Annotated in this window: 28 protein-coding genes, 1 pseudogene and 1 other annotated feature; of the genes and pseudogenes, 10 read left to right on the top strand and 19 right to left on the bottom strand. The window is 64.2% G+C overall.

All coding sequences use genetic code 11. From position 1 onward, the window contains the following. Positions 1 to 14: 14 nt before the first annotated feature. Entirely contained in the window at positions 15 to 1499 is a 1485-nt protein-coding gene (locus tag B5F88_RS00135) for a DUF1846 domain-containing protein (RefSeq protein WP_087340973.1), read from the bottom strand. 192 nt (positions 1500 to 1691) lie between these two features. Here B5F88_RS00135 and B5F88_RS00130 point away from each other — a divergent pair, with 192 nt between their 5' ends. From B5F88_RS00130 to B5F88_RS00120, 4 genes are read left to right on the top strand one after another with little or no spacing between them, the layout of a single operon-like run. Next, positions 1692 to 2036: a BlaI/MecI/CopY family transcriptional regulator gene (locus B5F88_RS00130; protein WP_242959566.1), complete on the top strand. Its 345-nt coding sequence runs from the start codon at positions 1692 to 1694 to the stop codon at positions 2034 to 2036. A 3-nt stretch (positions 2037 to 2039) separates the two neighbouring features. Next, a complete protein-coding gene (locus B5F88_RS20560; RefSeq protein WP_162612081.1) occupies positions 2040 to 2228 on the top strand; it encodes a hypothetical protein in 189 nt (62 codons plus the stop codon). Then, positions 2156 to 3973 carry a M56 family metallopeptidase gene (locus B5F88_RS00125; protein ID WP_162612080.1) on the top strand — a complete coding sequence of 606 codons (1818 nt, stop codon included), beginning with the start codon at positions 2156 to 2158 and terminating at the stop codon, positions 3971 to 3973. The genes B5F88_RS20560 and B5F88_RS00125 overlap by 73 nt, the downstream gene beginning before the upstream one ends. After that, positions 3970 to 4527: a hypothetical protein gene (locus tag B5F88_RS00120; protein ID WP_087340971.1), complete on the top strand. Its 558-nt coding sequence runs from the start codon at positions 3970 to 3972 to the stop codon at positions 4525 to 4527. The genes B5F88_RS00125 and B5F88_RS00120 overlap by 4 nt, the downstream gene beginning before the upstream one ends. Before the next feature lie 44 nt (positions 4528 to 4571). Here B5F88_RS00120 and rpsR read toward each other — a convergent pair whose 3' ends face one another. The 9 genes and pseudogenes from rpsR to aroF all read right to left on the bottom strand — a co-directional run bounded on the left by rpsR (position 4572) and on the right by aroF (position 9859). Then, positions 4572 to 4811 carry a 30S ribosomal protein S18 gene (gene rpsR, locus B5F88_RS00115; RefSeq protein WP_087238992.1) on the bottom strand — a complete coding sequence of 80 codons (240 nt, stop codon included), beginning with the start codon at positions 4809 to 4811 and terminating at the stop codon, positions 4572 to 4574. Between the two features lie 77 nt (positions 4812 to 4888). Next, positions 4889 to 5371 (bottom strand): single-stranded DNA-binding protein, encoded by a 483-nt coding sequence (locus B5F88_RS00110; RefSeq protein ID WP_087340970.1) that lies wholly within the window; start codon positions 5369 to 5371, stop codon positions 4889 to 4891. A gap of 19 nt (positions 5372 to 5390) precedes the next feature. Then, positions 5391 to 5687: a 30S ribosomal protein S6 gene (gene rpsF, locus B5F88_RS00105; RefSeq protein WP_087340969.1), complete on the bottom strand. Its 297-nt coding sequence runs from the start codon at positions 5685 to 5687 to the stop codon at positions 5391 to 5393. A 143-nt stretch (positions 5688 to 5830) separates the two neighbouring features. Continuing rightward, on the bottom strand, positions 5831 to 5989 hold the full coding sequence (locus B5F88_RS21900; protein ID WP_338125298.1) for an S-layer homology domain-containing protein: 159 nt from the start codon (positions 5987 to 5989) through the stop codon (positions 5831 to 5833). A gap of 57 nt (positions 5990 to 6046) precedes the next feature. Continuing rightward, positions 6047 to 6196, bottom strand: a pseudogene (locus B5F88_RS21895) (S-layer homology domain-containing protein); the annotation flags it as partial. Between the two features lie 18 nt (positions 6197 to 6214). Further along, complete coding sequence (locus B5F88_RS00095; protein ID WP_162612079.1) at positions 6215 to 7375, bottom strand: leucine-rich repeat protein; 1161 nt, start codon at positions 7373 to 7375, stop codon at positions 6215 to 6217. Continuing rightward, positions 7366 to 7830 carry a leucine-rich repeat domain-containing protein gene (locus B5F88_RS20555; RefSeq protein WP_162612078.1) on the bottom strand — a complete coding sequence of 155 codons (465 nt, stop codon included), beginning with the start codon at positions 7828 to 7830 and terminating at the stop codon, positions 7366 to 7368. The genes B5F88_RS00095 and B5F88_RS20555 overlap by 10 nt, the downstream gene beginning before the upstream one ends. Positions 7831 to 7978: 148 nt before the next feature. Continuing rightward, positions 7979 to 8839 carry a prephenate dehydrogenase/arogenate dehydrogenase family protein gene (locus tag B5F88_RS00085; protein WP_087340965.1) on the bottom strand — a complete coding sequence of 287 codons (861 nt, stop codon included), beginning with the start codon at positions 8837 to 8839 and terminating at the stop codon, positions 7979 to 7981. 3 nt (positions 8840 to 8842) lie between these two features. Then, positions 8843 to 9859 carry a 3-deoxy-7-phosphoheptulonate synthase gene (aroF, locus tag B5F88_RS00080; RefSeq protein WP_087340964.1) on the bottom strand — a complete coding sequence of 339 codons (1017 nt, stop codon included), beginning with the start codon at positions 9857 to 9859 and terminating at the stop codon, positions 8843 to 8845. A 307-nt stretch (positions 9860 to 10166) separates the two neighbouring features. Between aroF and B5F88_RS00075 the strand changes: the two genes are divergently transcribed. Beyond that, positions 10167 to 10613 carry an RrF2 family transcriptional regulator gene (locus tag B5F88_RS00075; protein ID WP_087340963.1) on the top strand — a complete coding sequence of 149 codons (447 nt, stop codon included), beginning with the start codon at positions 10167 to 10169 and terminating at the stop codon, positions 10611 to 10613. Between the two features lie 63 nt (positions 10614 to 10676). Here the strand turns inward: B5F88_RS00075 and cysK are convergent, their stop codons facing one another. The 8 genes from cysK to nifS all read right to left on the bottom strand — a co-directional run bounded on the left by cysK (position 10677) and on the right by nifS (position 18466). Beyond that, positions 10677 to 11588, bottom strand: a complete 912-nt coding sequence (gene cysK / locus B5F88_RS00070) for a cysteine synthase A (protein ID WP_087340962.1) — start codon at positions 11586 to 11588, stop codon at positions 10677 to 10679. Positions 11589 to 11651: 63 nt separating this feature from the next. Next, complete coding sequence (locus B5F88_RS00065) at positions 11652 to 12950, bottom strand: DUF4179 domain-containing protein (RefSeq protein ID WP_087340961.1); 1299 nt, start codon at positions 12948 to 12950, stop codon at positions 11652 to 11654. Then, positions 12947 to 13420, bottom strand: a complete 474-nt coding sequence (locus tag B5F88_RS00060; protein ID WP_087340960.1) for a sigma-70 family RNA polymerase sigma factor — start codon at positions 13418 to 13420, stop codon at positions 12947 to 12949. Before B5F88_RS00060 ends, B5F88_RS00065 begins: the two co-directional genes overlap by 4 nt. A 126-nt stretch (positions 13421 to 13546) precedes the next feature. After that, entirely contained in the window at positions 13547 to 14434 is an 888-nt protein-coding gene (locus B5F88_RS00055; protein WP_087340959.1) for a MetQ/NlpA family ABC transporter substrate-binding protein, read from the bottom strand. A 69-nt stretch (positions 14435 to 14503) separates the two neighbouring features. Continuing rightward, positions 14504 to 14748, bottom strand: a binding site (T-box leader). 123 nt (positions 14749 to 14871) lie between these two features. Continuing rightward, positions 14872 to 15597, bottom strand: a complete 726-nt coding sequence (locus B5F88_RS00050) for a methionine ABC transporter permease (RefSeq protein ID WP_242959573.1) — start codon at positions 15595 to 15597, stop codon at positions 14872 to 14874. Positions 15598 to 15640: 43 nt separating this feature from the next. After that, positions 15641 to 16645, bottom strand: coding sequence for an ATP-binding cassette domain-containing protein (locus B5F88_RS00045; protein WP_087340957.1), 1005 nt, complete (start codon positions 16643 to 16645; stop codon positions 15641 to 15643). A 158-nt stretch (positions 16646 to 16803) separates the two neighbouring features. Next, positions 16804 to 17247 carry a Fe-S cluster assembly scaffold protein NifU gene (gene nifU, locus B5F88_RS00040; protein WP_087340956.1) on the bottom strand — a complete coding sequence of 148 codons (444 nt, stop codon included), beginning with the start codon at positions 17245 to 17247 and terminating at the stop codon, positions 16804 to 16806. Between the two features lie 19 nt (positions 17248 to 17266). Next, positions 17267 to 18466, bottom strand: a complete 1200-nt coding sequence (nifS, locus tag B5F88_RS00035) for a cysteine desulfurase NifS (protein WP_087340955.1) — start codon at positions 18464 to 18466, stop codon at positions 17267 to 17269. Between the two features lie 169 nt (positions 18467 to 18635). On the opposite strand from nifS, the gene B5F88_RS00030 reads away from it, so the two are divergent. Next, positions 18636 to 19760, top strand: coding sequence for an AI-2E family transporter (locus B5F88_RS00030; protein ID WP_087341060.1), 1125 nt, complete (start codon positions 18636 to 18638; stop codon positions 19758 to 19760). A 47-nt stretch (positions 19761 to 19807) separates the two neighbouring features. Here B5F88_RS00030 and B5F88_RS00025 read toward each other — a convergent pair whose 3' ends face one another. Continuing rightward, positions 19808 to 20686 carry an aldose 1-epimerase family protein gene (locus B5F88_RS00025; RefSeq protein WP_087340954.1) on the bottom strand — a complete coding sequence of 293 codons (879 nt, stop codon included), beginning with the start codon at positions 20684 to 20686 and terminating at the stop codon, positions 19808 to 19810. 134 nt (positions 20687 to 20820) lie between these two features. On the opposite strand from B5F88_RS00025, the gene B5F88_RS00020 reads away from it, so the two are divergent. From B5F88_RS00020 to B5F88_RS00005, 4 genes are read left to right on the top strand one after another with little or no spacing between them, the layout of a single operon-like run. Further along, positions 20821 to 21612 carry a TIGR04255 family protein gene (locus B5F88_RS00020; protein WP_087340953.1) on the top strand — a complete coding sequence of 264 codons (792 nt, stop codon included), beginning with the start codon at positions 20821 to 20823 and terminating at the stop codon, positions 21610 to 21612. A gap of 4 nt (positions 21613 to 21616) precedes the next feature. Further along, the gene (locus B5F88_RS00015; RefSeq protein ID WP_087340952.1) at positions 21617 to 22141 is read left to right on the top strand and encodes a GNAT family N-acetyltransferase; all 525 of its coding nucleotides are present in this window, start codon (positions 21617 to 21619) and stop codon (positions 22139 to 22141) included. Then, the gene (locus B5F88_RS00010) at positions 22138 to 22677 is read left to right on the top strand and encodes an isochorismatase family cysteine hydrolase (RefSeq protein ID WP_087340951.1); all 540 of its coding nucleotides are present in this window, start codon (positions 22138 to 22140) and stop codon (positions 22675 to 22677) included. Before B5F88_RS00015 ends, B5F88_RS00010 begins: the two co-directional genes overlap by 4 nt. Before the next feature lie 2 nt (positions 22678 to 22679). Next, positions 22680 to 24128: a nicotinate phosphoribosyltransferase gene (locus B5F88_RS00005; protein ID WP_204246174.1), complete on the top strand. Its 1449-nt coding sequence runs from the start codon at positions 22680 to 22682 to the stop codon at positions 24126 to 24128. Positions 24129 to 24267: the final 139 nt, after the last annotated feature.

Here is a 24267-nt window from a genome sequence, read left to right as displayed (position 1 = left end):
GTTTTTGTGGTCTCTCACTTGTGATAGAGCTTGTTGGTCTCGTACTGGGGCTCGCAGGTGAGCCGGAGGCCCAGGCGGCTGTAGGTGCCCGAGTCCACCGGGGACAGGATGACGGTGGAGTGGGCCTCGCACCCCCGCAGGGCGGAGAGCTGGTCCAGGGCCTGCTTGGCCAGGGGGTTGGTGGTGGCCGAGATGGCCAGGGCGATGAGGATCTCGTCGGAGTGGAGCCGGGGATTCACCGAACCCAGGTGGTGGACCTTCACCTGCTGGATGGGCTCCAGGGCCTCCCGGGAGATCAGATGGTGCTCATGGTCGATGCCCGCCAGGGCCTTCAGGGCGTTGAGGAGGGTGGAGGAGGAGGGCCCCATCAGGTCGGTGGTCTTGCCGGTGACCACCTCGCCGTTGGGCAGCTCGATGGCCCCGGCGGGCTTGCCGGTCTCCTCGGCCACCTGGGCGGCGGCGGCCACCACCGGCCGGATGGACACGTCCACATGGGCCTGCTGCATGATGGTCTCCAGCTTGAACACCAGCTCGTCCCCGGCGGTGCCGATGCGGCGGTCGCACAGGGCGGTGTAGTACCGGCGGACGATCTCCTGCCGGGCGGCGGCGCACACCGCCTCGTCGTCCACGATGCATTTGCCCGCCATGTTCACCCCCATGTCGGTGGGGGACTTGTAGGGGCACTCCCCCATGATCTTCTCGAACATGGCCGAGAGAACGGGGAAGATCTCCACATCCCGGTTGTAGTTCACCGTGGTCACACCGTAGGCGGCCAGGTGGAAGGGGTCGATCATGTTCACGTCCCCCAGGTCGGCGGTGGCCGCCTCGTAGGCCAGGTTCACCGGATGCTGGAGGGGCAGGTTCCAGATGGGGAAGGTCTCAAACTTGGCGTACCCCGCCTTCACCCCCCGCTTGTACTCGTGGTAGAGCTGGGACAGGCACACCGCCATCTTGCCGCTGCCCGGGCCGGGGGCGGTGACCACCACCAGGGGCCGGTTGGTCTCGATATAGTCGTTTTTGCCGTACCCCTCGTCGCTGACAATGAGGCCGGTGTTGTGGGGATAGCCGGCAATGGGATAGTGGAGGTAGGTCTTGACGCCCAGGTGCTCCATCCGCCGCTGGAAGGCGTCGGCGGCGGGCTGTCCGGCGTACTGGGTGATGACCACGCTGCCCACCAGCAGGCCCTGGCCCCGGAAGGCGTCGATGAGCCGCAGCACGTCCACGTCGTAGGTGATGCCCAGGTCTCCCCGCACCTTGTTTTTCTCGATGTCGCTGGCGCAGATGGCGATGACCACCTCCACCGAGTCCCGCAGCTCCTTGAGCATCCGGATCTTGCTGTCCGGCTCAAAGCCGGGCAGCACCCGGGATGCGTGGTAATCGTCAAAGAGCTTGCCGCCGAACTCCAGATAGAGCTTGTTGTCAAACTGTCCGATGCGCTCCCTGATGTGGGCCGACTGGAGCTCCAGATACTTCTGATTGTCAAAACCGATCCTGTCCATGTTCCGGTTTCCCGTCCCTTCTCGCAAAATTCACTCACCCGGTATTGTACCACAATTCCGGCCTGGTCTGTAGGCTTTTTTCTCGATTCGGCAAAATTTCCGGCCGGGGTTGACAAAATCCTCCTACAGCTGTAGTATGCTTATAGATACTACAGCTGTAGGAGGGATGGCAATGCGTCTGAGCGACAAGGAGTGGCAGGTGCTGGAGGTTCTGTGGAGGGCCCGGAGGGGCTGACCCTGGGGCAGGTGGTGGAGGCCCTCCGTCCCGCCACCGGCTGGAGCCGGAACACGGTGCTCACCTATCTCACCCGGATGGAGGCCAAGACTCTGGTGGTCATCCACAAGGAGAATGCTCCCCACCGCTACCGGGCGGGGGTGGACCGGGAGGCCTGCGCCGCCCAGGAGCGGCGGGGTCTGTTGGAGCGGGTGTACCAGGGCTCGGCGGGCAGACTGGTGGCCGCCTTTCTGAAGGAGGAGAAGCTCTCCCCCCAGGAGCGGGAGGAGCTGCGCAGGCTGCTGGACGACATGGAGGTATGACCCATGGAAAACATCTGGGCCTTTTTGCTGCAAACGCTGACGGCTTCGGTGGCGGCGGCGGTGCTGCTCCTGGCCAAGCGGCTCTTTCTGGATAAGCTCTCCCCCCGGTGCAGTACGGGGTGTGGGCCATTCTGGCCGTCCGGCTGCTGCTGCCGGCGGGGCTCTGGGGCCGGACGCCCCTGCCCGGCCTGAGCGTGGCGGTGGAGGCGGTGAAAACCGGGGCGGAATCCCATCTGTCCTCCGCCCTCTCCTCCCCCTATGCTATCACGGAGGTGCTCTCCCCCATTCCCCTGGTGCGGCTGATCCGGCCGGGCAGCGTCACTGATCTGCTGTTTTACCTCTACGCCGCCGGGGTGGTTCTCTCCCTGCTGTGGTTTTTCCTGTCCTATCTGGCCCTCCGGCGGCGGGTGGCGGGGGGCCGGACCCCCTCCCCCGCCGCGCTGGAGCAGGTGAAGGCGGTGGCCGCCCGCTACCGCCTGGCCCGTCCCCGGCGGGTGGTGGTGCTTCCGGGGGTGGAGAGCGCCTTTGTGTGCGGCCCTCTGGCCCGGGTGCTGGTGCTGCCGGAGCGGGAGGTGGACGACAAGGTCCTCCTCCATGAGCTGCTCCACCTGGAGTACGGCGACCTGTGGGCGGGGGTGGTCCTGTGCGCCCTGCGGTGCCTCCACTGGTGTAACCCCTTTCTGTGGTTCTGCTGGGACAGGGCCCAGAACGACTGCGAGGCCCTGTGCGACCAGCGGGTGCTGGAGCGGCTGGAGGGGGAGGAACGCCGGGCGTACGGCGTGATCCTCCTGTCCATGGCGGACGGCCGGTACGCCCGGGCACCGGGCACCACCTCCATGGCCAACGGCGGGAAAAACATCAAGGCCCGCATCTCCTCCATCGCCCGGTTCAAGCGGTATCCCCGGGGGATGGGCTTCGGCTCCGGGTGCGTGGCGGCGGTGCTGGCCATCGCCTGCCTGGCGGGCACCAGCGGGGCGGTAGATATTCCCGACTTTGACCAGCGGGGCCCCCTGGCCCTGGCCCGGGCCCAGGTCAACCGGCCCACCACCGTGGCCGGGGCTCTGGACACCTACGCCAAGGCCCTGCTGTGCGACAGCCCCCTGTATTACGCCATGGTGGCCCCCGAAGCCTCCCGGCAGGCCGCCGTGGAGGCGGCCTCCGCCCCCTATCGGGAGGCGGAGCTGGAGGACTATCTATACAGCGCTCCCTTCCACGACCTGGGGTTTCGCTGGCACCGCCCGGCCTGGCAGGCGGAGTGGTCGGTGATGAATCTGCTGCCCGATGGGGCGGGGGGCTACACCGGGGTGCTGCTCTTCACTCCCATGAGGGGTGACGAGGCCCAGGGTCTGGCCTGGCAGCCGGTGGCCGTCCGGCCCCTGGGGGAATTCTGGACAGTGGAGCCCACTGGGGAGCTGACCGCCCAGCTGCGGGAGGACTGGTGGCTCTGCCCCAGCACCAGCACCCCCTATGCCACCTACACGGCAGAGAGAGAAGGGCTCTATCTGGAGGTGGACTTCCAGTGCCGGCTGTGGGTGGACAACACCGTTCAGACCGGCTCCTCCGACTTCTTTTCCTCCTTCTCCACCTCCGGCTATCTGGACCCCAAGCCCCGGCCCCACGCCTCCTTTACCCAGCTGCAGACGGGTGTGGGGGCCCGGCTGGTGTCCACCGGGACCGGGGAGGCCATTTCTTTGCCCATCACCGTGGCCCCCATGGAGCCGGGTGACGACCCCGTCCGGGCTCTGGCGGAGAGCAACTACACCTTCACACTGAGCCCCGGCAGCCTGGACGAGGATCCGGTCCAATCCAGCAGCGGGATCACCGGAGGAGAAAACCTCACCCTCACCGAAATGCCCGCCGCCCTGGCGGTGTCCATCCGGGACGGGGCGGACACCTACACCTGGACGGCCACACTGGAGAGAGGAGGCCAGTCATGAATCAGGAACAGATTTACCGGGGCCTGAGCAAGGTAGCCTGGGGCTATGTGTTTCTCACCTTCAATCTGAACCTGGGCACCCTGAACGTGCTGCCCAACTGGGCGGGCTACCTGTTCTTCCTGGCGGCCATCGGCCTGCTGGGGGAGGAACTGCGGGACCTGCCCCTGTTAAAACCCTTCTGCATCCTGCTGGCGGCGGTGGATGTGGTGGACTGGCTGGCCATTCTGGTCACCGGGGAGAGCCTGGTGGGGCGGTTTTTCCTGGTCTACCTCCTGGTGGTGTGCGTGTCCATCTACTTCCAGTTCCAGCTGATCACCGACCTGGCTCTGCTGGCGGAGGAGCACGGCCTGCCCTCGGCGGTGCTGCGGGGGTGCCGCAATGTGGACGCAGCCATCAGCGTTCTCATCCTCCTTCCCCTGCCCTGGGAGGATAACGAGCTTCTGACCGTGCTCTTTGTCCTCCTGCTGCTGACCGGCATTATCGTGCGCCTCATCCTGGTGTGGCAGCTCTTCACCCTGCGAAAGTCCTTCCGCCCGGAGGCGCCCGAGGCGTAAAAAAACCGCCTGTCCAAACGGACAGGCGGTTTTCTTCTGCTCAATTAGTCGGTGACGAAGGGCAGCAGCGCGATCTGGCGGGCGCGCTTGATGGCCTCGGTCAGCTGACGCTGATGCATGGCGCAGGTGCCGGTGGTGCGGCGGGGCAGGATCTTGCTCCGCTCAGACAGGAACCGGCGCAGCTTGGCGGCATCCTTATAGTCGATGTGCTCCACCTTATCCACGCAGAAGGTGCAGACCTTGCGGCGCTTCCGGCCGCGGGGACGCTCTCTATCCATAGCCATAACAGGAAAACCTCCTTTTGACGGGCCTGCAGCCCGTTTGTTTGATCAGGGCGGTGTCACCGCCGCAAAAAGTTCAATCAGAAGGGCAGCTCCCCGTCATCTTCGGAGAGCTCGGCGAACTGATCCCCCGCCGCGGAAGGCGCGTAAGCGCCGCTGGCCGGTGCCGGAGGCGGCGCATAGCCGCCGGGGGCTCCGTAACCGCCGGAGGGCGCGGCGTAAGCGCCGCCCTCGGCGTCCCGCTTGGAGTCGCCAAAGTATACGTTTTCGGCCACCACTTCGGCAGAGCGGCGCTTGTTGCCGTCCCGGTCGGTCCAGTCACGCAGCTGGAGCCGGCCCTCCACCACGGCCAGCCGGCCCTTGGTGAAGTAGCGGGAGACAAATTCCGCCGTCTGGCGCCAGGCAACGATGTCGATGAAATCGGTGCTCTTTTCGCCGGTGGTCTTGTCTTTGAAGTCCCGGTCCACCGCCAGAGAGAAGGACGCCACAGGCGTGCCGGTCTGGGTGTGGCGGAGCTCGGGGTCACGGGTCAGGCGGCCCATGAGAATAATCCGGTTCAGCATAGCTGCCTCCCCCTCTCTCTTACTCGTCGGTGCAGACGATCAGGGAACGCATCACGCCGTCGGTGATCCGCAGGATACGGTCCAGCTCCCGGGGGAACTCGGGCTTGGAGCTGAAGGTCATCAGCACATAGTAGCCCTCGGTCATGTCGTTGATGGGATAGGCCAGGCGGCGCTTGCCCCACTCGTTGACCTCGGCCAGGGTGCCGTTCTGCTCCACCAGAGTCTGGAACTTGGACACCATGGCAGCGGTGGCCTCCTCGTTCAGGTTGGGATCGAGGATGTAAACCACCTCATAATTTCCGCTGAGTTTTGCCATTTTGTTTGCACCTCCTTATGGACGTATGGCCCCCGCCCGTTGTCGGGGGCAAGGATAGTGCCTGTTTTTCAAACAAGCCCTATTATTATATAAAAATTCCGCGAAATGTCAAGGGTTTTTTCAAAGTTCGCCTGCAGATTTTCTCAGGAAAGGGCCTCCTGCCACCGCATGAGCAGGACGGCGGCCTGGGCCCGGGTGGCCTGGCCCTGGGGGGTGAGGGTGGAGCCGTCGCCGGTGCCGGTCATCAGGCCCTTTTCATACACATAGGCCACCCCGTCGTAGTACCAGGCGGTTTCGTCCACGTCGGCAAAGGGCAGGGGCTCCGGCTGGTCCGGCTCCTCGGGGATCAGGACGAAGGAGGCCTCCACCTTCACCTGGGAGCCGGGCATGATAAAGGTAAATTTGCCGCCGCCCTGGTCGGTGAGCTTCAGCCGGTTGCCCTGGTTGTCGGTGACGGTCAGGGTGTCCAGCTGATAGCCCTCGTCGGGGGTGGCGGTCACCGTCACGGTGCTGCCCTTGACGGCGCTCTAGGGGGATACCGTAACCGTGCCGTGCTCCGGAGCGGCAAGGGACACGGCATACATGGCGCTGCCGGAGCCGCCGCCACCGCCGCCGGAGCTGGAGCCGCCGGAACTGCCGCCGCCGCTCTGCTGCTCCACCACAAAGCACAGCGCCACGTCGACGCTCACGCCATAGGTGCCGGAAACGGTAAGGGTTTCGCTATATTCCCCCGCGGTAAGCCCGGTCTTGGGCTGGACGGTGAAGGTAGCTTTGCCGCCCACATGAAGCTCCAGGCTGCCGGCGGTGATCACATCGTAATACTGGGAGGCGGGCTGAGTCAGGGTAATCGCCTGCTCGCCCGTGTTGGTGACGGTGACGGTCTTGGCCTCGGGCTGGGTATAGCCGGTGTAGACGCTGCCAAAGTCCAGGCTGGCGGGGGCGGCGGTGAGCCCAACTGTCTTTACGGTACAGACCATGGTGGCTTCAGCCGGCGCCACCTGGTCGGGAATATATTGTGCCACAACATCGGGAATGTCGCTGGTCACTGTAATATTGGTCTGATAGCTCCCCTGCGCCAGCTCCGCCTTCGGAGAGACAGTAAAGGTGGTGGATTCGCCTGGCGCCAGAGAGGCATCCATCAGCGCAATATCCAATGTGAAATTCTCGGCGTTGTCCAAGGAGACCTTAAGGCCGGAAAGAGGAACGGCGCTCTTGTTGGTTACAGTGAAGGTCACCGACGTGGGATTTGACCCCGTGGAGGTCCCCCCCCGGAATATCTCCAGGGAGCCATTGGGCGGGGTCACCTCCAGCTGATAGGTCAGTCCATGGACGGAGCCGGCAACATCCTTCCACCCTTCCGCCGTTTTATAAGCCTCCGCATTCTCTTCCGGCACAATGATGCGGAAGTCCTGGCTGACGGCTAGCAGGGCATCTTCGCCCAGAGTTGGAGGATTTTTAGAGAGCAGCACCAGCTCGTCAAGATTGGAGCAGCCGTAGAACGCTTCATCCCCAATGCCGGTGAGACTGTTGGGCAGGGTCATTGATGTGAGATCGTCGCAACTGGTGAATGTGCACTGCCCAATGCTGCTGAGATTGGTACAGCCGCTCAGATCCATTGTGGTGAGACCGCAAGCTTGGAATGCGTAGCCCTCAATGGTGCTGAGGCTGGTACAGCCGCTCAGGTCCACCGCGGCCAGGCTAGTGCAATCGGAAATGCGTACATATCAATGATGGTGAGGTTGGTACATCTGCTGAAATCCACTGTGGTGAGATCGGAACAACTGTAAAATGCGTATGTTTCGATGCTGGTGAGGCTTTCGGGCAGCGCCACCGTGGTGAGATTCCCGCATCTGTGAAATGCAGAACCTCCAAGGGCGGTGATGGCGTATGTGTTGCCGTCGCTGTCCGTAATCTGGCCCGTCAGATCCAGTGCGGCGCCGGTAAAATTCTGGTAACTCCCAATGGTCAGCTTACCAGAACCGTCGTCCGTCACGTTCTTGAGCACAACGGTGTCGCTGGACAGGGTATAGGTCAGTGTTTGAGCGGTCGGATCATAGGTCCAATCCGCCGCCAGGGCGGTGACGGTGAACAGGCCGGCCAGCAGACCGGCGCACAGCAGCAGCCGCAGCAGTTGTTTTTTCATACCTGACGCCTCCTCATTTTCTGACACAGGGGTTCTCCCTTGTGCTGATGGCATCATTATGACACAACTTTGCTGTTTCCGCATCGCTCTTTTTGGCACCAAAAAGAGGGGTGTCTGCGGGACTCCGCATAGCCAAACAGGTCCTCTCTCACCCCAGCAGGTCGGGGCCGGGGAGCTCCATTTGCCGCTTCCGGGCGGCGGAGCGGGCCAGCTTGTCCGCCAGGGCCTGCCGGTCGCCGGAGGCCAGGGCATCCCGGTAGGACTGGAGGTTGTCCAGCAGCCGGTCCAGCACCGTCAGCAGGGCGGGCCGGTTCAGGGAGAACAGCTGGGTCCACAGCCCCACGTCCAGGGCGGCCACCCGGGTGCAGCCCCGGAAGGAGGAGCCCTCAAACCCCCGGCAGGAGAACAGATCCGGGTCGTCGCATACCGCCACGGCAATGATGTGCATGACCTGGCTAGTGTAGGCGATGAGGGCGTCGTGGGCCTCCGGCGTGGTGCGGCACACGTCCTTGCAGCCGATGTAGGCCGCCAGCCGCTCCAGCAGGGCCATGTGCTCCGGCTTGCTGCCCGTCCGGGGCACCATGAGGAAATGGGAATTCTGAAACATCTCCCCAAAGGCGTGCTCCACGCCGGAGAATTCGGTGCCCGCCATGGGGTGGCAGCCGATGAAGTCCACCGTGTCGGGCAGCCCCTGGGCCCCCTCCAGAATGGCGGTCTTGACGCCGCACACGTCCCACACCAGGGCTCCGGGCTTGAAGCGGTCCCGGTGCGCCGCCAGGAAGTCCAGAATCCCCTGGGGGTGGAGGGCCAGGGCCACCACGTCGGCCTGGGGGAGCACCTCCTCCGCCCGCTCGGTGACCCGGTCCCCCACGCCGTGCTCGGCGGCGTAGCGCAGGGTGGGCTGGGACACGTCCACTCCCACGATCTCGTAGTCCTCAAACCCCTTCAGGGCGATGGCCAGCGACCCGCCGATCAGGCCCAGGCCGATGATGGCAAGCGTCTTTTTCATCCCTTACAGCTCCCTTCCCACGCAGGGGGCCAGGGCCCGCAGCTGCTCCATCAGGGCGGCAAACTGGTCGGGGGTGATGGACTGGGCCCCGTCGCACAGGGCATGGGGCGGGTCGTTGTGGACCTCGATGATGAGGCCGTCTGCCCCGGCGGCCACGGCGGCCAGGCTCATTTTCTCCACCATCCAGGCCTTGCCGCAGGCGTGGGAGGGGTCCACCACCACCGGCAGGTGGGACAGCTGCTTCACCGCCAGCACCGCCGACAGGTCCAGGGTGTTGCGGGTAAAGGTCTCAAAGGTGCGGATGCCCCGCTCGCACAGGATCACCCGCTCGTTGCCCCCGGCCATGATATACTCGGCGGACATGAGCCACTCCTCAATGGTGGAGGAGAGCCCCCGCTTGAGCAGGATGGGCTTGGTGGTCTTGCCCAGCTGCTTTAAGAGGTCGAAATTCTGCATGTTCCGGGCCCCCACCTGGATGACGTCCACGCACATCTCAAACATCTCCACATTGTCGGTGGACATGATCTCGGTGACGATGGGCAGGCCGGTGACCGCCCGTGCCTCCTGGAGCAGGCGGATGCCGTCGTTGCCCATGCCCTGGAAGGCGTAGGGGGAGGTGCGGGGCTTGAAGGCCCCTCCCCGGAGGGCGGCGGCCCCGGCGGCCTGGACGGCCTTTGCCACCGCCACGATCTGCGCCTCGCTCTCCACCGAGCAGGGCCCGGCGATCACCGCCAGCTTTTTGCCCCCCACCAGGGCGCCCCCTCCCAGGTCCACCAGGCTGTCGTCCGGATGGTACTTCCGGTTGGCCTTCTTGTAGGGCTCGGTAACCCGCATCACCCGGTCCACGCCGGGCAGCAGGGAGAGCTCCTCCTGATTGATGCCGGCGGCGTTGCCCTCGGCCCCCAAAATGGTGATCTCGGAGCCCTTGGACACCATGACCTTCACGCCCCCCGCCTCCATGGTGCGGATGGCCTGCTGCAGCTGCTCCGGGGTAAAGCCCGGTTTCATGATCACTACCATTGTTATAACCCCTTTCCGGAAAAAACAAAGACCCGCGGCCGCCCCAGGGCGGCCGCGGGTCTCTCTGCTCCTCGCTGGGAGGTATGTCCCCGTCGCAGGCCGGTCATGGGCAGGCAAAATCGCCGCTGGTCACATACCAGCGGTAATAGCCGTACACAGAACCGGTCATGTACTTCATCCGGGCACACCCTCCTTTCCTTGTAAGCACTTTAGCACTTTTAGGCGCGAAAGTCAAGAGGAATTTTCTCTTGAAATCCTACCACCAATGTGGTATTATATAACCGACTAAAGCAAGGTAGGGATGCACATGAAAATTTCCACAAAGGGGCGCTATGCCCTGCGGCTCATGCTGGATGTGGCGCTGAACAGCAACGGGACGGCGGTTCCTTTGCGGGATGTGGCCCAGCGGCAGGAGATTTCCGATAAATATTTGGAGCAGATCGTGACCCAGCTCTCCCGGGCGGGCCTGGTGCGCTCGGTCCGGGGCGCGGGGGGCGGCTATCTGCTGACCCGGCCGCCGGAGGAGTACACCGTGGGGGAGATCCTGCGCACGCTGGAGGGCAACCTGGCCCCGGTGAGCTGCGCCGACAGCGACGATGTGTGCCGCTGCAGCCGGGCGGCCAAGTGCGTTACGGTGGAGGTATGGCGGGATATCCAGGCGGCGGTGTCCAGCGTGGTGGACCACCTGACCCTTGCCGATCTGGTGGCCCGCTATCATGAAAAGTGCCCGGACGACCAGGAGAGCGCCGGCTGATGTTCCGGTTTCCAACAGCATAGACAAAAGGGACGCTGCAAGGTTTTGCAGCGTCCCTTTGCTTTAATCGTAAATGCCGGTGGACAGGTAGCGCTCTCCGGTGTCAGGGAGGACGGCCACGATGGTCTTGCCCTGGAAGGCGGGATCCCTGGTCAGCTCCAGAGCCGCCCACCAGGCCGCGCCGGAGGAGATGCCCGCCAGCACACCCCTGTCTCTTGCCAACTCCCGGGCGGCATCCATGGCCGCCTGGCCGGGGACGGGCACAATCTTGTCCACCACGCTCAGGTCCAGGGTGCCGGGGACAAAGCCCGCGCCGATGCCCTGGATCTTGTGGGGCCCGGGCTGGCCGCCGGAGAGAACGGGAGACTCGGCGGGCTCCACCGCCACCACGGTAATGGCGGGGTTCTGCTCCTTCAGGTAGCGGCCCGCCCCGGTAATGGTGCCGCCGGAGCCCACCCCGGCCACCAGTACGTCCACCTTGCCGTCGGTGTCCCGCCAGACCTCCGGGCCGGTGGTCTCGTAGTGGGCGCGGGCGTTGGCCGGGTTGTTGAACTGGTCGGGCATCCAGGCGCCGGGCACAGTGTCCAGCAGCTCCTTCGCCTTGGCAATGGCGCCGCCCATGCCCTTGGCTCCCTCGGTGAGCACCAGCTCCGCCCCCAGGGCGGCCAGAAGGCTCCGCCGCTCCTGGCTCATGGTCTCGGGCATGGTGAGCATCACCCTGTACCCCCGCTGGCGGCCGATGTAGGCCAGGGCCACGCCGGTGTTGCCGCTGGTGGGCTCCACAATGGTGGCCCCCGGCTTCAGCAGCCCCTTCTCCTCCGCGTCCAGGATCATATACAGCCCCGCCCGGTCCTTGGCCGAGGACAGGGGGTTGAAGCTCTCCAGCTTGGCCAGCACCGCCCCGCCGCCGTTATCGGCCAGCCGGAGCAGCGGGGTGTTGCCGATCAGCCGGGCAATGGAATCCGCAATCTTCATGGAACAGACCTCCTGGTGTTTTTGTCAAGGATAGCACACAATCCCCACAAAATCAATAGGAATTTATGAGTCACCCAGGGGGATGGCCAGGTCCAGAGAGCCAGCGTGGGTAAAGCTGAGGGTAAACTGGGCGCTGTCCCAGGGGTAGCCCTCCAGAATATACTCAAATTCGTAATTGCCCGGGGCCTCCCGGTCGTTTCGCATGCTGTAGCCGCCGGTGGTGTGGGCACCTCCCTCCGGGTCGCGAAACTCCAGCTCAAAGGGGGAGCGGCTGGTGGTACTGCTCACCTTCACCGCCCATTCCTCCCCTGTGCCATGCGTGCTCACCCGCTCCACGGTCAGGCCGGTCACCTCCTCCGGCAGCTGGCCGGTCCAGGTGTTCGCGGCCAGCTCCACTGCCACCGGTCCGGCCTCCTTGTCCAGCCATACCGCCCCGTCCAGGTGCAGGGTCAGATCCGAACGGTCCTCCACGAAGTACAGGCTCTGGAAATAGTAGGTGTACCCTCCGGAGGCGGAAATGGTGCTGTCCATGGCGTCGTAGACCGCTCCGTTTTCGCCGGTGAAGTGGAAATCCAGATCCTCCAGCCAGGCGGTGTTGTCCGGGTCGTCCGCCAGATAGAGGGCGGTCTTGGTGGGGGTGAGCTCCAGCCGGTCCACCAGCAGCCGCTGGCCGTCCACCTCCACCCACCGGTCCACCGGGATCTCCACCGCCGGGGCAGTCTTGGCCGGATCCAGGGTGATGGGGAAGGTGTAGACATGGCCCAGCCGCTCCTCGTTCCCCTCATGGTCGCTGCCCCACAGCTCCACCTCCAGGGTCAGCTTTTGGGGGATCTCCTCCAGCGCACTGAAGTGGACCTCAAACTGCTTCAGCTCCTCCCGGCTGTCGCCGCTGGTCACCGCGTAGCCCTGCAGGGGGCCTCCCGTTTCGTCCTTCAGGTCGCAGGAAACGCTGTAATAGGGGTATGCGCCGCCGTCGGTGCGGTAGAACACCACCATCTGCTGGGCATCCGCGATGACATATTCCAACGTGAGGGTAAGCCCCTCAAAGCTCTGGCTCTGGCCGACATACTGCACGTAGTCGTGCTCCACCGCGGCGGACAGGCTGGGGGAGAAGGCCACCGCCGCCGCCAGCTCCCGCAGCACGGGAACCTTGCCGCAGGCCAGGGCGAAAGTGGGCAGGGTATTCACCGCCAGGACGAAGGCGGCGCACACCCCCGCCGCACTCCCCAGGGAGATCCCCCACCGTCTCCCCGCCCGGCGGCGCTTGGCCCGGGCCCTGGCCCGCAGGGCGGCGCCCTCCAGGGCGGCGGGGGGCTGGTCCAGCTCCCGGATCAGGTCCCAATATTCCTGCTGTCGGTTCATGATGCTCCCTCCTCGTCGGTCAAGTCCAGTTTCAGCAGTTCCAGCGCCCGCCGCTGCCGGGTGGACACGGTGCCCCGGGGCAGCTCCAGGGCAGCGGCGGTCTCCTCCAGGGTCAGGCCGGTGAAGTACCGCAGGATGATCACATCCCGCAGCTGGGCAGGCAGGCGGCGGATGGCCTCCTTTAGGGGGAGGGCGTCAAATTCCTCCCCGGCGGTCTCGGGCAGCTCCTCCACCGCCAGCTCCCGCTTCCGCCGGCGCAGCTCGTCCCGGCACACGTTGAGCAGGATGCGCACCAGCCAGGTCTCCAGATATTTGGGCTCCCGCAGCTTGCGGTAGCTCAGATACCCCTTGTACACCGCCTCGTCCACCGCATCCACCGCCGCCGTCTCGCTGCCCAGGGTGAGCAGGGCCGCCCGGTAGAGCTTTCCCCGGGCCTCCTCCGCCCGCTCCAGGTATTCCAGCTCGGTCAAGGTCCCTCCCTCCTTTCCTTTTCACCCATTAGACGGCGAAGCAAGGCACTTTGCTTGCGCCGCCGGAGCATTTTATAAAAAAAGCAAGGCCCGCCGGAAGGCGGGCCTTGCTTTTACGGGCATGGATTAGAACACAGTGACCACGGCGCCGTTGTAGGTCTCGTCGATGTAGGCCTTCACCTCGTCGCTGCACAGGGCGGCGGCCAGAGCCTGGATGGCGGGGTCGTTCTCCCGGCCCTCCTTGACGGCCAGCACATTGGCGTAGGCCTGGGCGGCCTCGCCCTCGGCGGACTCCACGGCCAGGGCGTCAGCCATGGACAGGCCGGCGTCGATGGCGTAGTTGCCGTTGATGACGGCCATATCCAGGTCGGCCAGGCGCAGGGGCAGCTGAGCGGCCTCCATCTCAGAGAACTGCAGGTTCTTGGGATTCTCCACAATGTCGTTGATGGTGGCGGTGATGCCGGCGTCCTCAGACAGGGTGATCAGGCCCTCCTGCTGGAGCACCAGCAGGGCGCGGCCCTCGTTGGTGGCGTCGTTGGGCACGCCGATGAGGGCGCCGTCGGCCAGCTCGTCCAGGCTGGTGGTCTTGCCGGCATACAGGCCCATGGGCTCATAGTGGACCGCGGCGGCGCTCACCAGATGGGTGCCGTACTCGGTGTTGAAGTCGTTCATGTAGGTGATGTGCTGGAAGTAGTTGGCATCCAGGGAGCCATCCTCCACGGCGTTGTTGGGCTGCACATAGTCGTTGTACTGGGCGATCTCCAGGGTAATGCCCTGCTCGGCCAGGATCCCCTTCACCACCTCCAGGATCTCGGCGTGGGGAGCGGGGGTGGCGCCCACCTTGATGACGGTGCCCTCCAGGTTGGCGCCGGTCTCAGAAGGGGTGTTGGACTCCACAGGGGTGGTCTCATTGCCGCCGGCGGGGGTCTCGGTATTGCCGGAGGTGGAGACGCAGCCGGCCAGCAGGCCGAAGGTCAGGGCGCCGGTGAGGAGCAGAGAGGCAAGCTTCTTCATGGTACATTTCTCCTTTTCATTTCGCGTATTTCCCCAAATATGAGCACAAAAAAACGCCCTTGAATCCATTTCAAGGACGAGAGCTTTCGCTTCGTGGTACCACCTTGCTTCACCCATGCCTCACGACAGGGGCCTTATGGAGTACAACCATACTCCTGCGCGCTTACGGGCGCACCCGTCGCAGCCTGTGCGTATTCACGCAGTCGGTGCGCCGCTCCGAGACCATCTTCACCGAAACCTTCCGTACCCGTTCCCACCAATCCGGGCTCTCTGTGCCGTATCTTAACGGTTACTCTTCTCTTCCTTGCGTTTGAGGGGCGTTATTCAGTTCCCTTTGGGTTGCATTTAGTTTACAACCCCCCAGCTCTCCTGTCAACCGGATATTGTGCACAAAAAAGGGGGCGGGCAAACCCTCCGGTTTGCCCGCCCCGCTGATTTTACAGTGCGCCAGGGGGGGTACGCTTGTCCCGGTTCACCTGCCGGTTGGCGTCCCGGCGGCCCTTCTTGCGGCCGCTCTTGCTGAGGCGGCGGTCCACTCCCACCGCGGTATGGGTACCGATGGACTGGATAATCTGCACCAAAATCACCAGCACGATCACCGCGCCGTAGAGGATCACCACCTTGTTGCGGTAGTAGCCGTAATTGATGGCGGTGGCGCCCAGGCCGTTGCCGCCGATGATGCCGGCCATGGCGCCGTAGCCCAGGATGGTGATGGTGACGGTGGTAGCGCTGGTGAGCAGGGAGGGCATGGCCTCGGGCAGCAGCACCTTGCGCACGATCTGGAAGGGGGAGGCCCCCATGGACTCGGCGGCCTCCAGCACCCCGTGGTCCACCTCCCGCAGGGAGGACTCCACCATCCGGGCCACAAAGGGGAAGGCGGCGATGACCAGGGGCGGGATCATGGCGTTGGTGCCCACGCTGGTGCCCAGGATCACCCGGGACAGGGGGATGGCCATGATCATCAGGATCAGGAAGGGCACCGAGCGGAGGATGTTGATGATGAAGTTGATCACGCTCATCAAAGGCCGGGGCAGGGGCCGCACGCCTCCCTGCTCGCCGGTGACCAGCAGGATGCCCAGGGGCAGACCGATGATATAGGAGAAGATGGTGGCCAGCACGGTGGAGTACAGGGTGGCCCAGATGTCGCTGCCCATATTGTCCATCAGAACCTTCAGCTGCTCCTGCACGTCAGGGCTGTTGAAAAAATCAAGCATGGTAATCGGGCACCTCCTCCACGGTAACGTCTTTCTGGGCTTTCAGGTAGCTCATGGCCTTGGCGGCGTCGTTCTTGTCCTCCGGCAGGCCCAGCAGCATGGAGCCGAAGGCCTTGCCGTTTACGTTGCGGGTGTCGGCCCCCAGGATGTTCACCTTCACGCCGCAGTCGATGGCCAGGGAGGCGATAAGGGGCTCGTAGGAGGAGCCGCCGTTGAACACCACCCGCACCACGTCGGCCACCGGGAACTGGTCGATGTTGGCCCCCTCGGGGAACACCAGCTTCCGGCCGGCCTCGCTTTTGGGGTTGGAGAACACCTCCTCCACGGTGCCGGTCTCCACCATGTTGCCGTGCTCCAGGATGGCCACCCGGGTGCAGATGGCCTCCACCACCGCCATCTCGTGGGTGATGATGATGGCGGTGATGCCCATGCGCTGGTTGATGTCCTGGATCAGCTTGAGGATGGACCGGGTGGTGGTGGGGTCCAGGGCGGAGGTGGCCTCGTCGCACAGCAGCACCTTGGGGTTGGAGGCCAGGGCACGGGCGATGGCGATGCGCTGCTTCTGACCGCCGGAGAGCTGGGCGGGGTAGGCGTTGGCCTTGTCGGGCAGACCCACGATGTCCAGATACTCCAGGGCCCGCTTTTTGGCCTCCGCCGCCGGCACCCCGGCGATCTCCATGGGGAAGCAGATGTTTTTCAGGCAGGTGCGCTGCATGAGCAGGTTGAACTGCTGAAAAATCATGGCGATGGACCGGCGGGCCTGCCGCAGCCGGGCGGGGGAAAAGGTCATCAGGTCCTCCCCGTCCATCAGCACCTGGCCGGAGGTGGGCCGCTCCAGCAGATTGATGCAGCGGACCAGGGTGGACTTGCCCGCGCCGCTCATACCCACGATGCCGAAAATATCCCCGTCCTGAATGGTCAGGCTGACCTCCTTCAGGGCCTGGAAATCCCCGTCAGGCGTGGGAAAGGTTTTGGATACCTGTTTTAGTTCGATCACGGAACCGTACCTCTCTAACTGTAAAAATGGTCTGGAAACCGCCCGGATAGGACCAAAAGGGCGGAATTTCGCGCATACGATATTCTATGCCAAGCCTGTCCAACTGTCAAGCCAAAAAGCCCTCCGGCGGGCCAGCGGGCCCGCCGGAGGGCTTGGAATCAGTGTCCGCAGGAGCAGCAGCCGCCGTGCTCCTCGTCCTCGCAGGGCAGCTTCAGGTTGTCGGGCACCTCTTTCCCCTGCCGCTTATAGTAGTCGGCCAGGGCGGCCTTGATGGCCTCCTCCGCCAGCACGGAGCAGTGCATCTTGTAGCCGGGCAGCCCGTCCAGGGCCTCGGCCACCGCCGCGTTGGTCAGCTCCATGGCCTCCCCGATGGTCTTGCCCTTGATCATCTCGGTGGCCATGGAGGAGGTGGCGATGGCGGAGCCGCAGCCGAAGGTCTTAAACTTTACGTCGGTGATCACGTCCCCGTCGATCTTCAGGTACATCTTCATAATATCCCCGCACTTGGGGTTGCCCACCTGGCCCACCCCGTCGGCGTTTGCGATCTCCCCCACATTCCGGGGATGTTCAAAATGGTCCATGACCTTTTCCGAATACAGCATGTGATATTCTCCTTTCCAATTATAAGACCCAGGTGGGCTTTTGAGCATCTTTATCCCACACGGGGGACATCTCCCGCAGGTAGTTCACCACGGCGGGCACTTCCTTCAAAATATACGCCACGTCCTCCTGTGTGTTGTCCGGCCCCAGGGAGAGGCGGAGGGACCCGTGGGCAATGGCGTGGGGCAGGCCGATGGCCAGCAGCACGTGGGAGGGGTCCAGGGAGGCGGAGGAGCAGGCGGAGCCGGAGGAGGCGCAGATCCCTTTGGCGTCCAGATGGAGGAGCAGGGCCTCCCCCTCCACCCCCTCAAATACAAAGGAGGCGGTGCCGGGCAGCCGCTGGCTCCGGCTGCCGGTGACGCTGGCGTAGGGCAGCTTGGTGAGCCCTTCCAGCAGCTGGTCCCGCAGACCGGCCAGCCGGGCGGATTCCTCGGCCAGGTGGTCCACCGCCTCCTGGAGGGCGGCGGCCAGACCCACGGCCCCGGGCACGTTCTCGGTGCCGGAGCGGCGGCCCTTCTCCTGGCCGCCGCCCTGGATCAGGGCGGGCAGCCGCAGGGGCTTTTTCATATACAGGGCCCCCACCCCCTTGGGTCCGCCGAACTTGTGGCCGGACAGGGAGAGCAGGTCCACGTTCCACGCCTGCACATCCACCGGGATATGGCCCACCGCCTGGACGGCGTCGGTGTGGAAGAGCACCTTATGGGCCTTGGCGATGGCACCGATCTCAGCAATGGGCTCAATGGTGCCGATCTCATTGTTGGCAGCCATGATCGAGATGAGGATGGTGTCGGGGCGGATGGCCGCCTCCACGGCGGCGGGGTCCACCCGGCCCTCTCCGTCCACCGGCAGGTAGGTCACCTCATAGCCCTGCTTCTCCATCCACTGGGCGGTGTGAAGAATGGCGTGGTGCTCGATGGCGGTGGTGATGATGTGGCCGGTCTTTTTGCCCTTGAGGGCCATCAGCTCGGCCACCCCACGCAGGGCCCAGTTGTCCGCCTCGGTGCCGCCGGAGGTAAAATAGAACTCCTCCGGCTGGGCGTTCAGGCAGCGGGCCACCGTGGCCCGGGCCTGCTCCAGGTCGCTCTTGGCCTGCTGGCCGAAGGCGTACAGGCTGGAGGGGTTGCCGTAGCCCTGGGTGAAGTAGGGCAGCATGGCCTCCAGAGCCTTGGGAGTGACGGCGGTGGTCCCGGCGTGGTCGGCGTAGATCATCTTATGTTTCATGGAGAGAACTCCTTTCTATTTACTTAATTCCTATATGTTTACTATGATTATAGCACGCCAATCCAGTTTGTCAAGCAAAACTTTCCCGGCGGATTTCCGTTGACGGGAAATCCTGGGGATGATATAGTGTGCGTAGGCCCATATTTCGTATATGAACCAGGGGTGGATTATGGACAAACGACTTTTCAAAAGTATCCTGCTCATCATCACCTACGCGGTGGTGCTGGTGATCGCGCTGGCCCGGCTGGACGTGGTGCTGGGGGCCGTGGGGTATGTGCTGGGGCTGTTCCGGCCCCTGATCATCGGCTTTGCCCTGGCCTTCATTCTCAACCGGCCCTGCCACTTCTTTTTCCGGCTGTACCGCCGTGCGCTGGGAAAAAACCCCGCCGCCGGAGCTGCCCGGCCTCTGGCGGTGGTCACCTCCTATGTGGCGCTGGTCCTGGTGGTGGCCGGGGTGTTCTCCTTCGTGTTGCCCAAGCTGGCCGAGAGTATCCAGACCTTTATCCTCAACCTGAGTACCTATATCTCCAATGTTCAGGGGTGGCTCAATCAGCTGGCCGACTACTTCCATCTGGATATGCAGACCCTGGACCTGTCCCGACTGAACCAGACCCTGGAAAACCTGCTCAAGCAGGCGCTGGGTTTTCTGTCCAGCCTGGGCCCCCAGCTGCTGGAGTTCACCACCAGCATCGTCTCCCTGGTGGTCACCGGGGTGCTGGCCCTGGTATTCTCCATCTATATGCTCTCCGGCAAGGAGAAGCTGCTGGGCCAGTGCCGCCGGGTGCTGCGGGCCTATGTGCCCGCCAAGATCGCCGACCCCCTCACCGATGTGGTCCACCTGACCAGCGACACCTTTACCCGCTTTGTCACCGGCCAGCTCATTGAGGCCTGCATCCTGGGCGGGCTGTGTACGGTGGGGATGCTGTTCATCCAGCCGGACTACGCCCCCCTGATCGGCGTCACCATCGGCGCTTCGGCCATCATTCCGGTGGCGGGGGCCTATATCGGGGCCATGCTGTCAGCGGTGCTGCTGCTGATGGTCTCCCCGCTGAAGGCGCTGATCTTCCTGGTGTTCCTGGTCATCCTCCAGCAGATCGAGGGCAACGTGATCTACCCCAAGGTGGTGGGCTCCTCCATCGGCCTGCCCGGCATCTGGGTGCTGGCCGCCGTCACGGTGGGCGGCGGGCTGCTGGGCCTGGAGGGCGTGCTCTTCAGCGTACCGGTGGCCTCGGTGCTCTATACCCTGCTCCGCCGGAACGTACGCAAGCGGCTGGACAGCCAGAAAGTGGACTGAGCGAGAAAACAAAATCGGGTTCGGCCAAAGGCCGAACCCGATTTCTGTTACAGCGTTTTCACCTGATAGTCCAGGGTACGGCTCTCTCCGGGAGCCAGGGTGATGCAGAAGGTCTTGTCCGCCAGCTCGGGGCCCTCTCCGACCACGGCGGGGCAGCCGTGCCAGGGCTCAATGCACAGATAGGGGGCCTGTTTGTGGGCTATGGTCCAGAAGGCCAGTACGGGCCAGCCCGGGAAGGCCATTTCCACCCCCCGGCCGCTCCTGCGGCTCACCAGCCGAACCGACTGGGACTTGAGGCCGCGGAAGATCAGGGTATCCATCTCATCGAACCAGCGGTAAGACAGGGGCAGGGTGTCGGCGTCCTCCAGGCATGGCAGGGCGCGGTTCCAGTCCAGCCCGTTGGCATCGGGCAGCAGGGTGGGGCAGGTCTCCCGCTGGGGGAACACGATGTCGTAGTCGGCAAAAGCCTCCCCCGGCTCCAGGGGGCAGCGGAAAGCGGTGTGGGCTCCCAGGCAGAAGGGCATGGGCTCGCTGCCGGTGTTGGTTACCGTCACGGCGGTGGAAAAGCCCCCGTCGGTGAGCTGCTGGCGCACCGTCAGCCGGAAGGGCCAGGGATAGAGGGCCAGGGTGTCCTCGTCCTGCTCCAGGGTGAGCTCCGCCCAGTCCTCCCCCCGGCCAGTGACGGCAAATTCCCGCCGGCGGGCAAAGCCGTGGCGCTCCATAGATACCTCTTTCCCCTTCACGTAAATCTTCCCGTCCTTCAATCCCCCCACAATGGGAAACAGCAGGGGATTGCGGCCCGGCCAGTAGGCCGGATCCCCCGACCAGATGTACTCCCGGTCCCCCTCGTCCCGATAGGACACCAGCTCAGCCCCTAGGGTCTCCACCCGGGCGGTCCGCCCGCTCCGCTTCAGCTCCAGTTCCATACCAAACGCCTCCTTCTTGCAATTATCTGTATGATACCTCTCCCGCCCAAGGATTGCAAGGCCGAAGCGTTTGACATACGGGCCATTCGGGGATAAAATAGAGGTATTCTGTAAATAGGAAGGAGCAGCCCATTATGCTGTTTGCCCCATATGAGCGCCTCCAGTACGCCCGCTCCCCTCTGGTGGAGGTCATCTGCCAGCTTCGCTTCCCCACCATCCTGTCCATCGGCGCCAACGAGCCCGCCGCCTTTCAGGAGGCGGTGCGAAAGGACTTTCCCCGCTACGCCGCCCGGCAGGAACAGGTGCCTCCCAAGGTGGTGAAGAAGGGGAACGCCACCGCCCTGGAACCCCAGAAGCCCATCACCAACTACCACTTTGTCTCTGAGGACGGCCGGTGGAAGCTGAACCTGACCCAGAACTTCATCGCCCTGTCCACCCTGAGCTATCAGCGGTGGGAGGACTTCGCCGCCCGGCTGGACCAGCCCCTGGCCCAGTTCATCCAGATCTACCAGCCCGCCTTCTTTGAGCGGCTGGGCCTGCGGTACGTCAACGCCATCTCCCGCCAGCGGCTGGGGCTGGAGGACCAGCTGTGGGACGACCTGATCCGGGACCACTACGTGGGCATCCTGGGCCAGCCCGACGTGGAGGAGACCGAGATCACCAAGTGCTCCCTGGATGTGGAGACCCCGCTGGTGGGGGGCTACCGCATGAAGGTCCACGCCGGCCCCGGCCTCATCGGCGGCGGCAAGACCGACAAGGAGGTCAAGTTCATCCTGGACTCTGATTTCTCCGCCGCCGGCCAGCTCACCGCCGACTCGGTGCCCGCCAAGCTGGAGGATATGCACCGCTTCGCCCTGTGCCTGTTCCGGGGGGCCATCACCGACGAGCTCCACCAGGCCATGGGCCCCACCCCGCTGAGCGAATAAGGCCATGGAACAAATCGCCATACGCCCCGCCCGGCGGGAGGAGCTGGAGGACATCTGGGCTCTGGTCCGCCGGGCGGTGGCCCACATGAACGGGCTGGGCAACCCCCAGTGGGGGGAGGACTACCCCACCCTGGACTTTTACGCCGGGGACCTGGACCGGGGGGAGCTGTACGCCGCCCTGGTGGAGGGCAGGCTGGCGGGGGTGGCCTGTATCAACACCGCCGAGTCTCCCGAGTACGACCCGCTGCCCTGGACCACCGCCCGTCCGGCGGTGGTGATCCACCGCATGGCGGTGGACCCGGACTGCCAGCGGGTGGGCGTGGGCTCCGCCTTCTTCCGCTTCGCCGAGGGCGAGGCGAAGCGGCTGGGGCTCAAGGCCATGCGGCTGGACACCTATTCCCTGAACCACAGGATGCAGGCCCTGATCCGGAAGATGGGCTTTACCCAGGTGGGGGAGATCCACCTCCACGGCCGGCCCCTCACCTATCCCTGCTTTGAAAAAGACCTGCAAAAGGACGTGGGAGTATGAAAAAGCTGCTGCTGGTGGTAGACTACCAGAAGGACTTTGTGGACGGCGCTCTGGGCTTTCCCGGCGCGGAGCGGCTGGACGGCCCCATCGCGGAGAAGATCGCGGCCTACCACGCCGCCGGGGACGACGTGGCCTTTACCCTGGACACCCACCAGGAAAACTATCTGGACACCCAGGAGGGAAAAAAGCTGCCGGTGCCCCACTGCCTGATGAACTCGGAGGGCTGGCAGCTCTATGGAAAAACGGCGGAGGCCCTGGACCGGACCCGGGACATGGTGATCTGCAAGCCCGCCTTTCCCTCCCTTTGGCTGGGCAGCTGGCTGAAGGAGCAGAAGTATGAGCGCATCGAGCTGGTGGGGCTGGTATCCTACCTGTGCGTGCTGTCCAACGCCATCATCGCCAAGGGGGCTCTGCCGGAGGCGGAGCTGGTGGTGGACGCCGCCTGTACCGCCGGGCCCGACCCCAGGCTCCACGCCAACGTGCTGGAGCTGATGGAGGCCCTTCAGATCACGGTGCGTAACCGGGAGGTTGAATAACCATGCAGGAACATATGAATTACACACTGCTGTGTGACTTTTACGAGCTGACCATGGGCAACGGCTACTTCCAGACCGAGGGATACGCCGATCAGATCTGCTACTTCGACGTGTTTTTCCGCACCGTTCCCGACGGAGGCGGCTTTGCCATCGCCGCCGGGCTGGAGCAGGTCATCGACTATATCGAGCAGCTGCACTTTACTGAGGAGGACATCGCGTACCTGCGGAGCAAGGGCTGCTTCTGTGAGGAATTTCTGGACTATCTGCGCCGTTTCCGCTTCACCGGCGACATCTGGGCGGTGCCGGAGGGCACCCCCATCTTCCCCCGGGAGCCCATTCTGACGGTGCGGGCCCCCGCCATTGAGGCCCAGTTTATCGAGACCTTCCTGCTGCTCACCCTGAATCACCAGTCCCTCATCGCCACCAAGACCAACCGGATCGTGCGGGCGGCGGAGGGCCGGCCGGTGAGTGAGTTCGGCTCCCGCCGGGCCCAGGGGCCCGACGCGGCTGTTCTGGGGGCCCGGGCCTCCTATATCGCCGGCTGCGCCGGCACGGCCTGCACCCTGGCCGACGAGATGTACGGCTCCCCCGCCGGGGGCACCATGGCCCACTCCTGGGTGCAGATGTTCCCCGACGAGTACACCGCCTTCAAGACCTACTGCCAGCTCTACCCCCACTCGGCCACCCTGCTGGTGGACACCTACAACGTGCTCAAGTCCGGGGTACCCAACGCCATCCGGGCCTTCAAGGAGGTGCTGCTCCCCCAGGGGATCACCAACTGCGCCATCCGGCTGGACAGCGGCGACTTGACCTACCTGTCCCGGAAGGCCCGCAAGATGCTGGACGCGGCGGGACTTACCGACTGCAAGATCGTGGTCTCCAACTCCCTGGACGAGTACATCATCCGGGACCTGCTGCTCCAGGGGGCCAAGCTCGACTCCTTCGGCGTGGGCGAGCGGCTCATCACCTCCAAGAGCGAGCCGGTGTTCGGCGGGGTGTACAAGCTGGCGGCGGTGGAGGACAAGGCGGGAAACATCATCCCCAAAATCAAAATCAGCGCCAACCCCGGCAAGATCACCAACCCCCATTTCAAAAAGGTGTTCCGGCTGTTCGACAACGAGACGGGCAAGGCCTTCGCCGACCTCATCACCCTCCACGACGAGACGGTGGACCAGACCCGGCCGCTGGAGCTCTTCGACCCGGACGCCACCTGGAAGCGGAGCGTATTCACCAACTTCACCGCCAAGGAGCTGCTGGTGCCCATCTTCCTGGGGGGCAAGCTGGTGTACCAGTCTCCCCCCATCGCCGAGATGCGGGCCTGGTGCGCCGGGCAGATCGACCTGCTGTGGGACGAGGTCAAGCGGTTTGAAAACCCCCACAACTACTATGTGGACCTGTCCCAGCGGCTGTGGGACATCAAGCAGGAGCTGCTGCGCCGGGAGGGCAATTAACGCAAAAAAACAAGGCGGATGGCAAAGCCATTGCACTTGTCAAGCAAAAGTAGACACAGAAAAAGTGAATTTATCGAAAGCCCTGTTCGGTTCTGTACTGAACGGGGCTTTTGTATCCCAAAGCGGCAGCAGGACGAGA

It is taken from the genome of Flavonifractor sp. An306 (assembly GCF_002159455.1).
GTDB lineage: Bacteria > Bacillota > Clostridia > Oscillospirales > Oscillospiraceae > Flavonifractor.
Note: the sequence above shows the minus strand (reverse complement) of the source record. Positions and strands in the feature narration are given on the sequence as shown.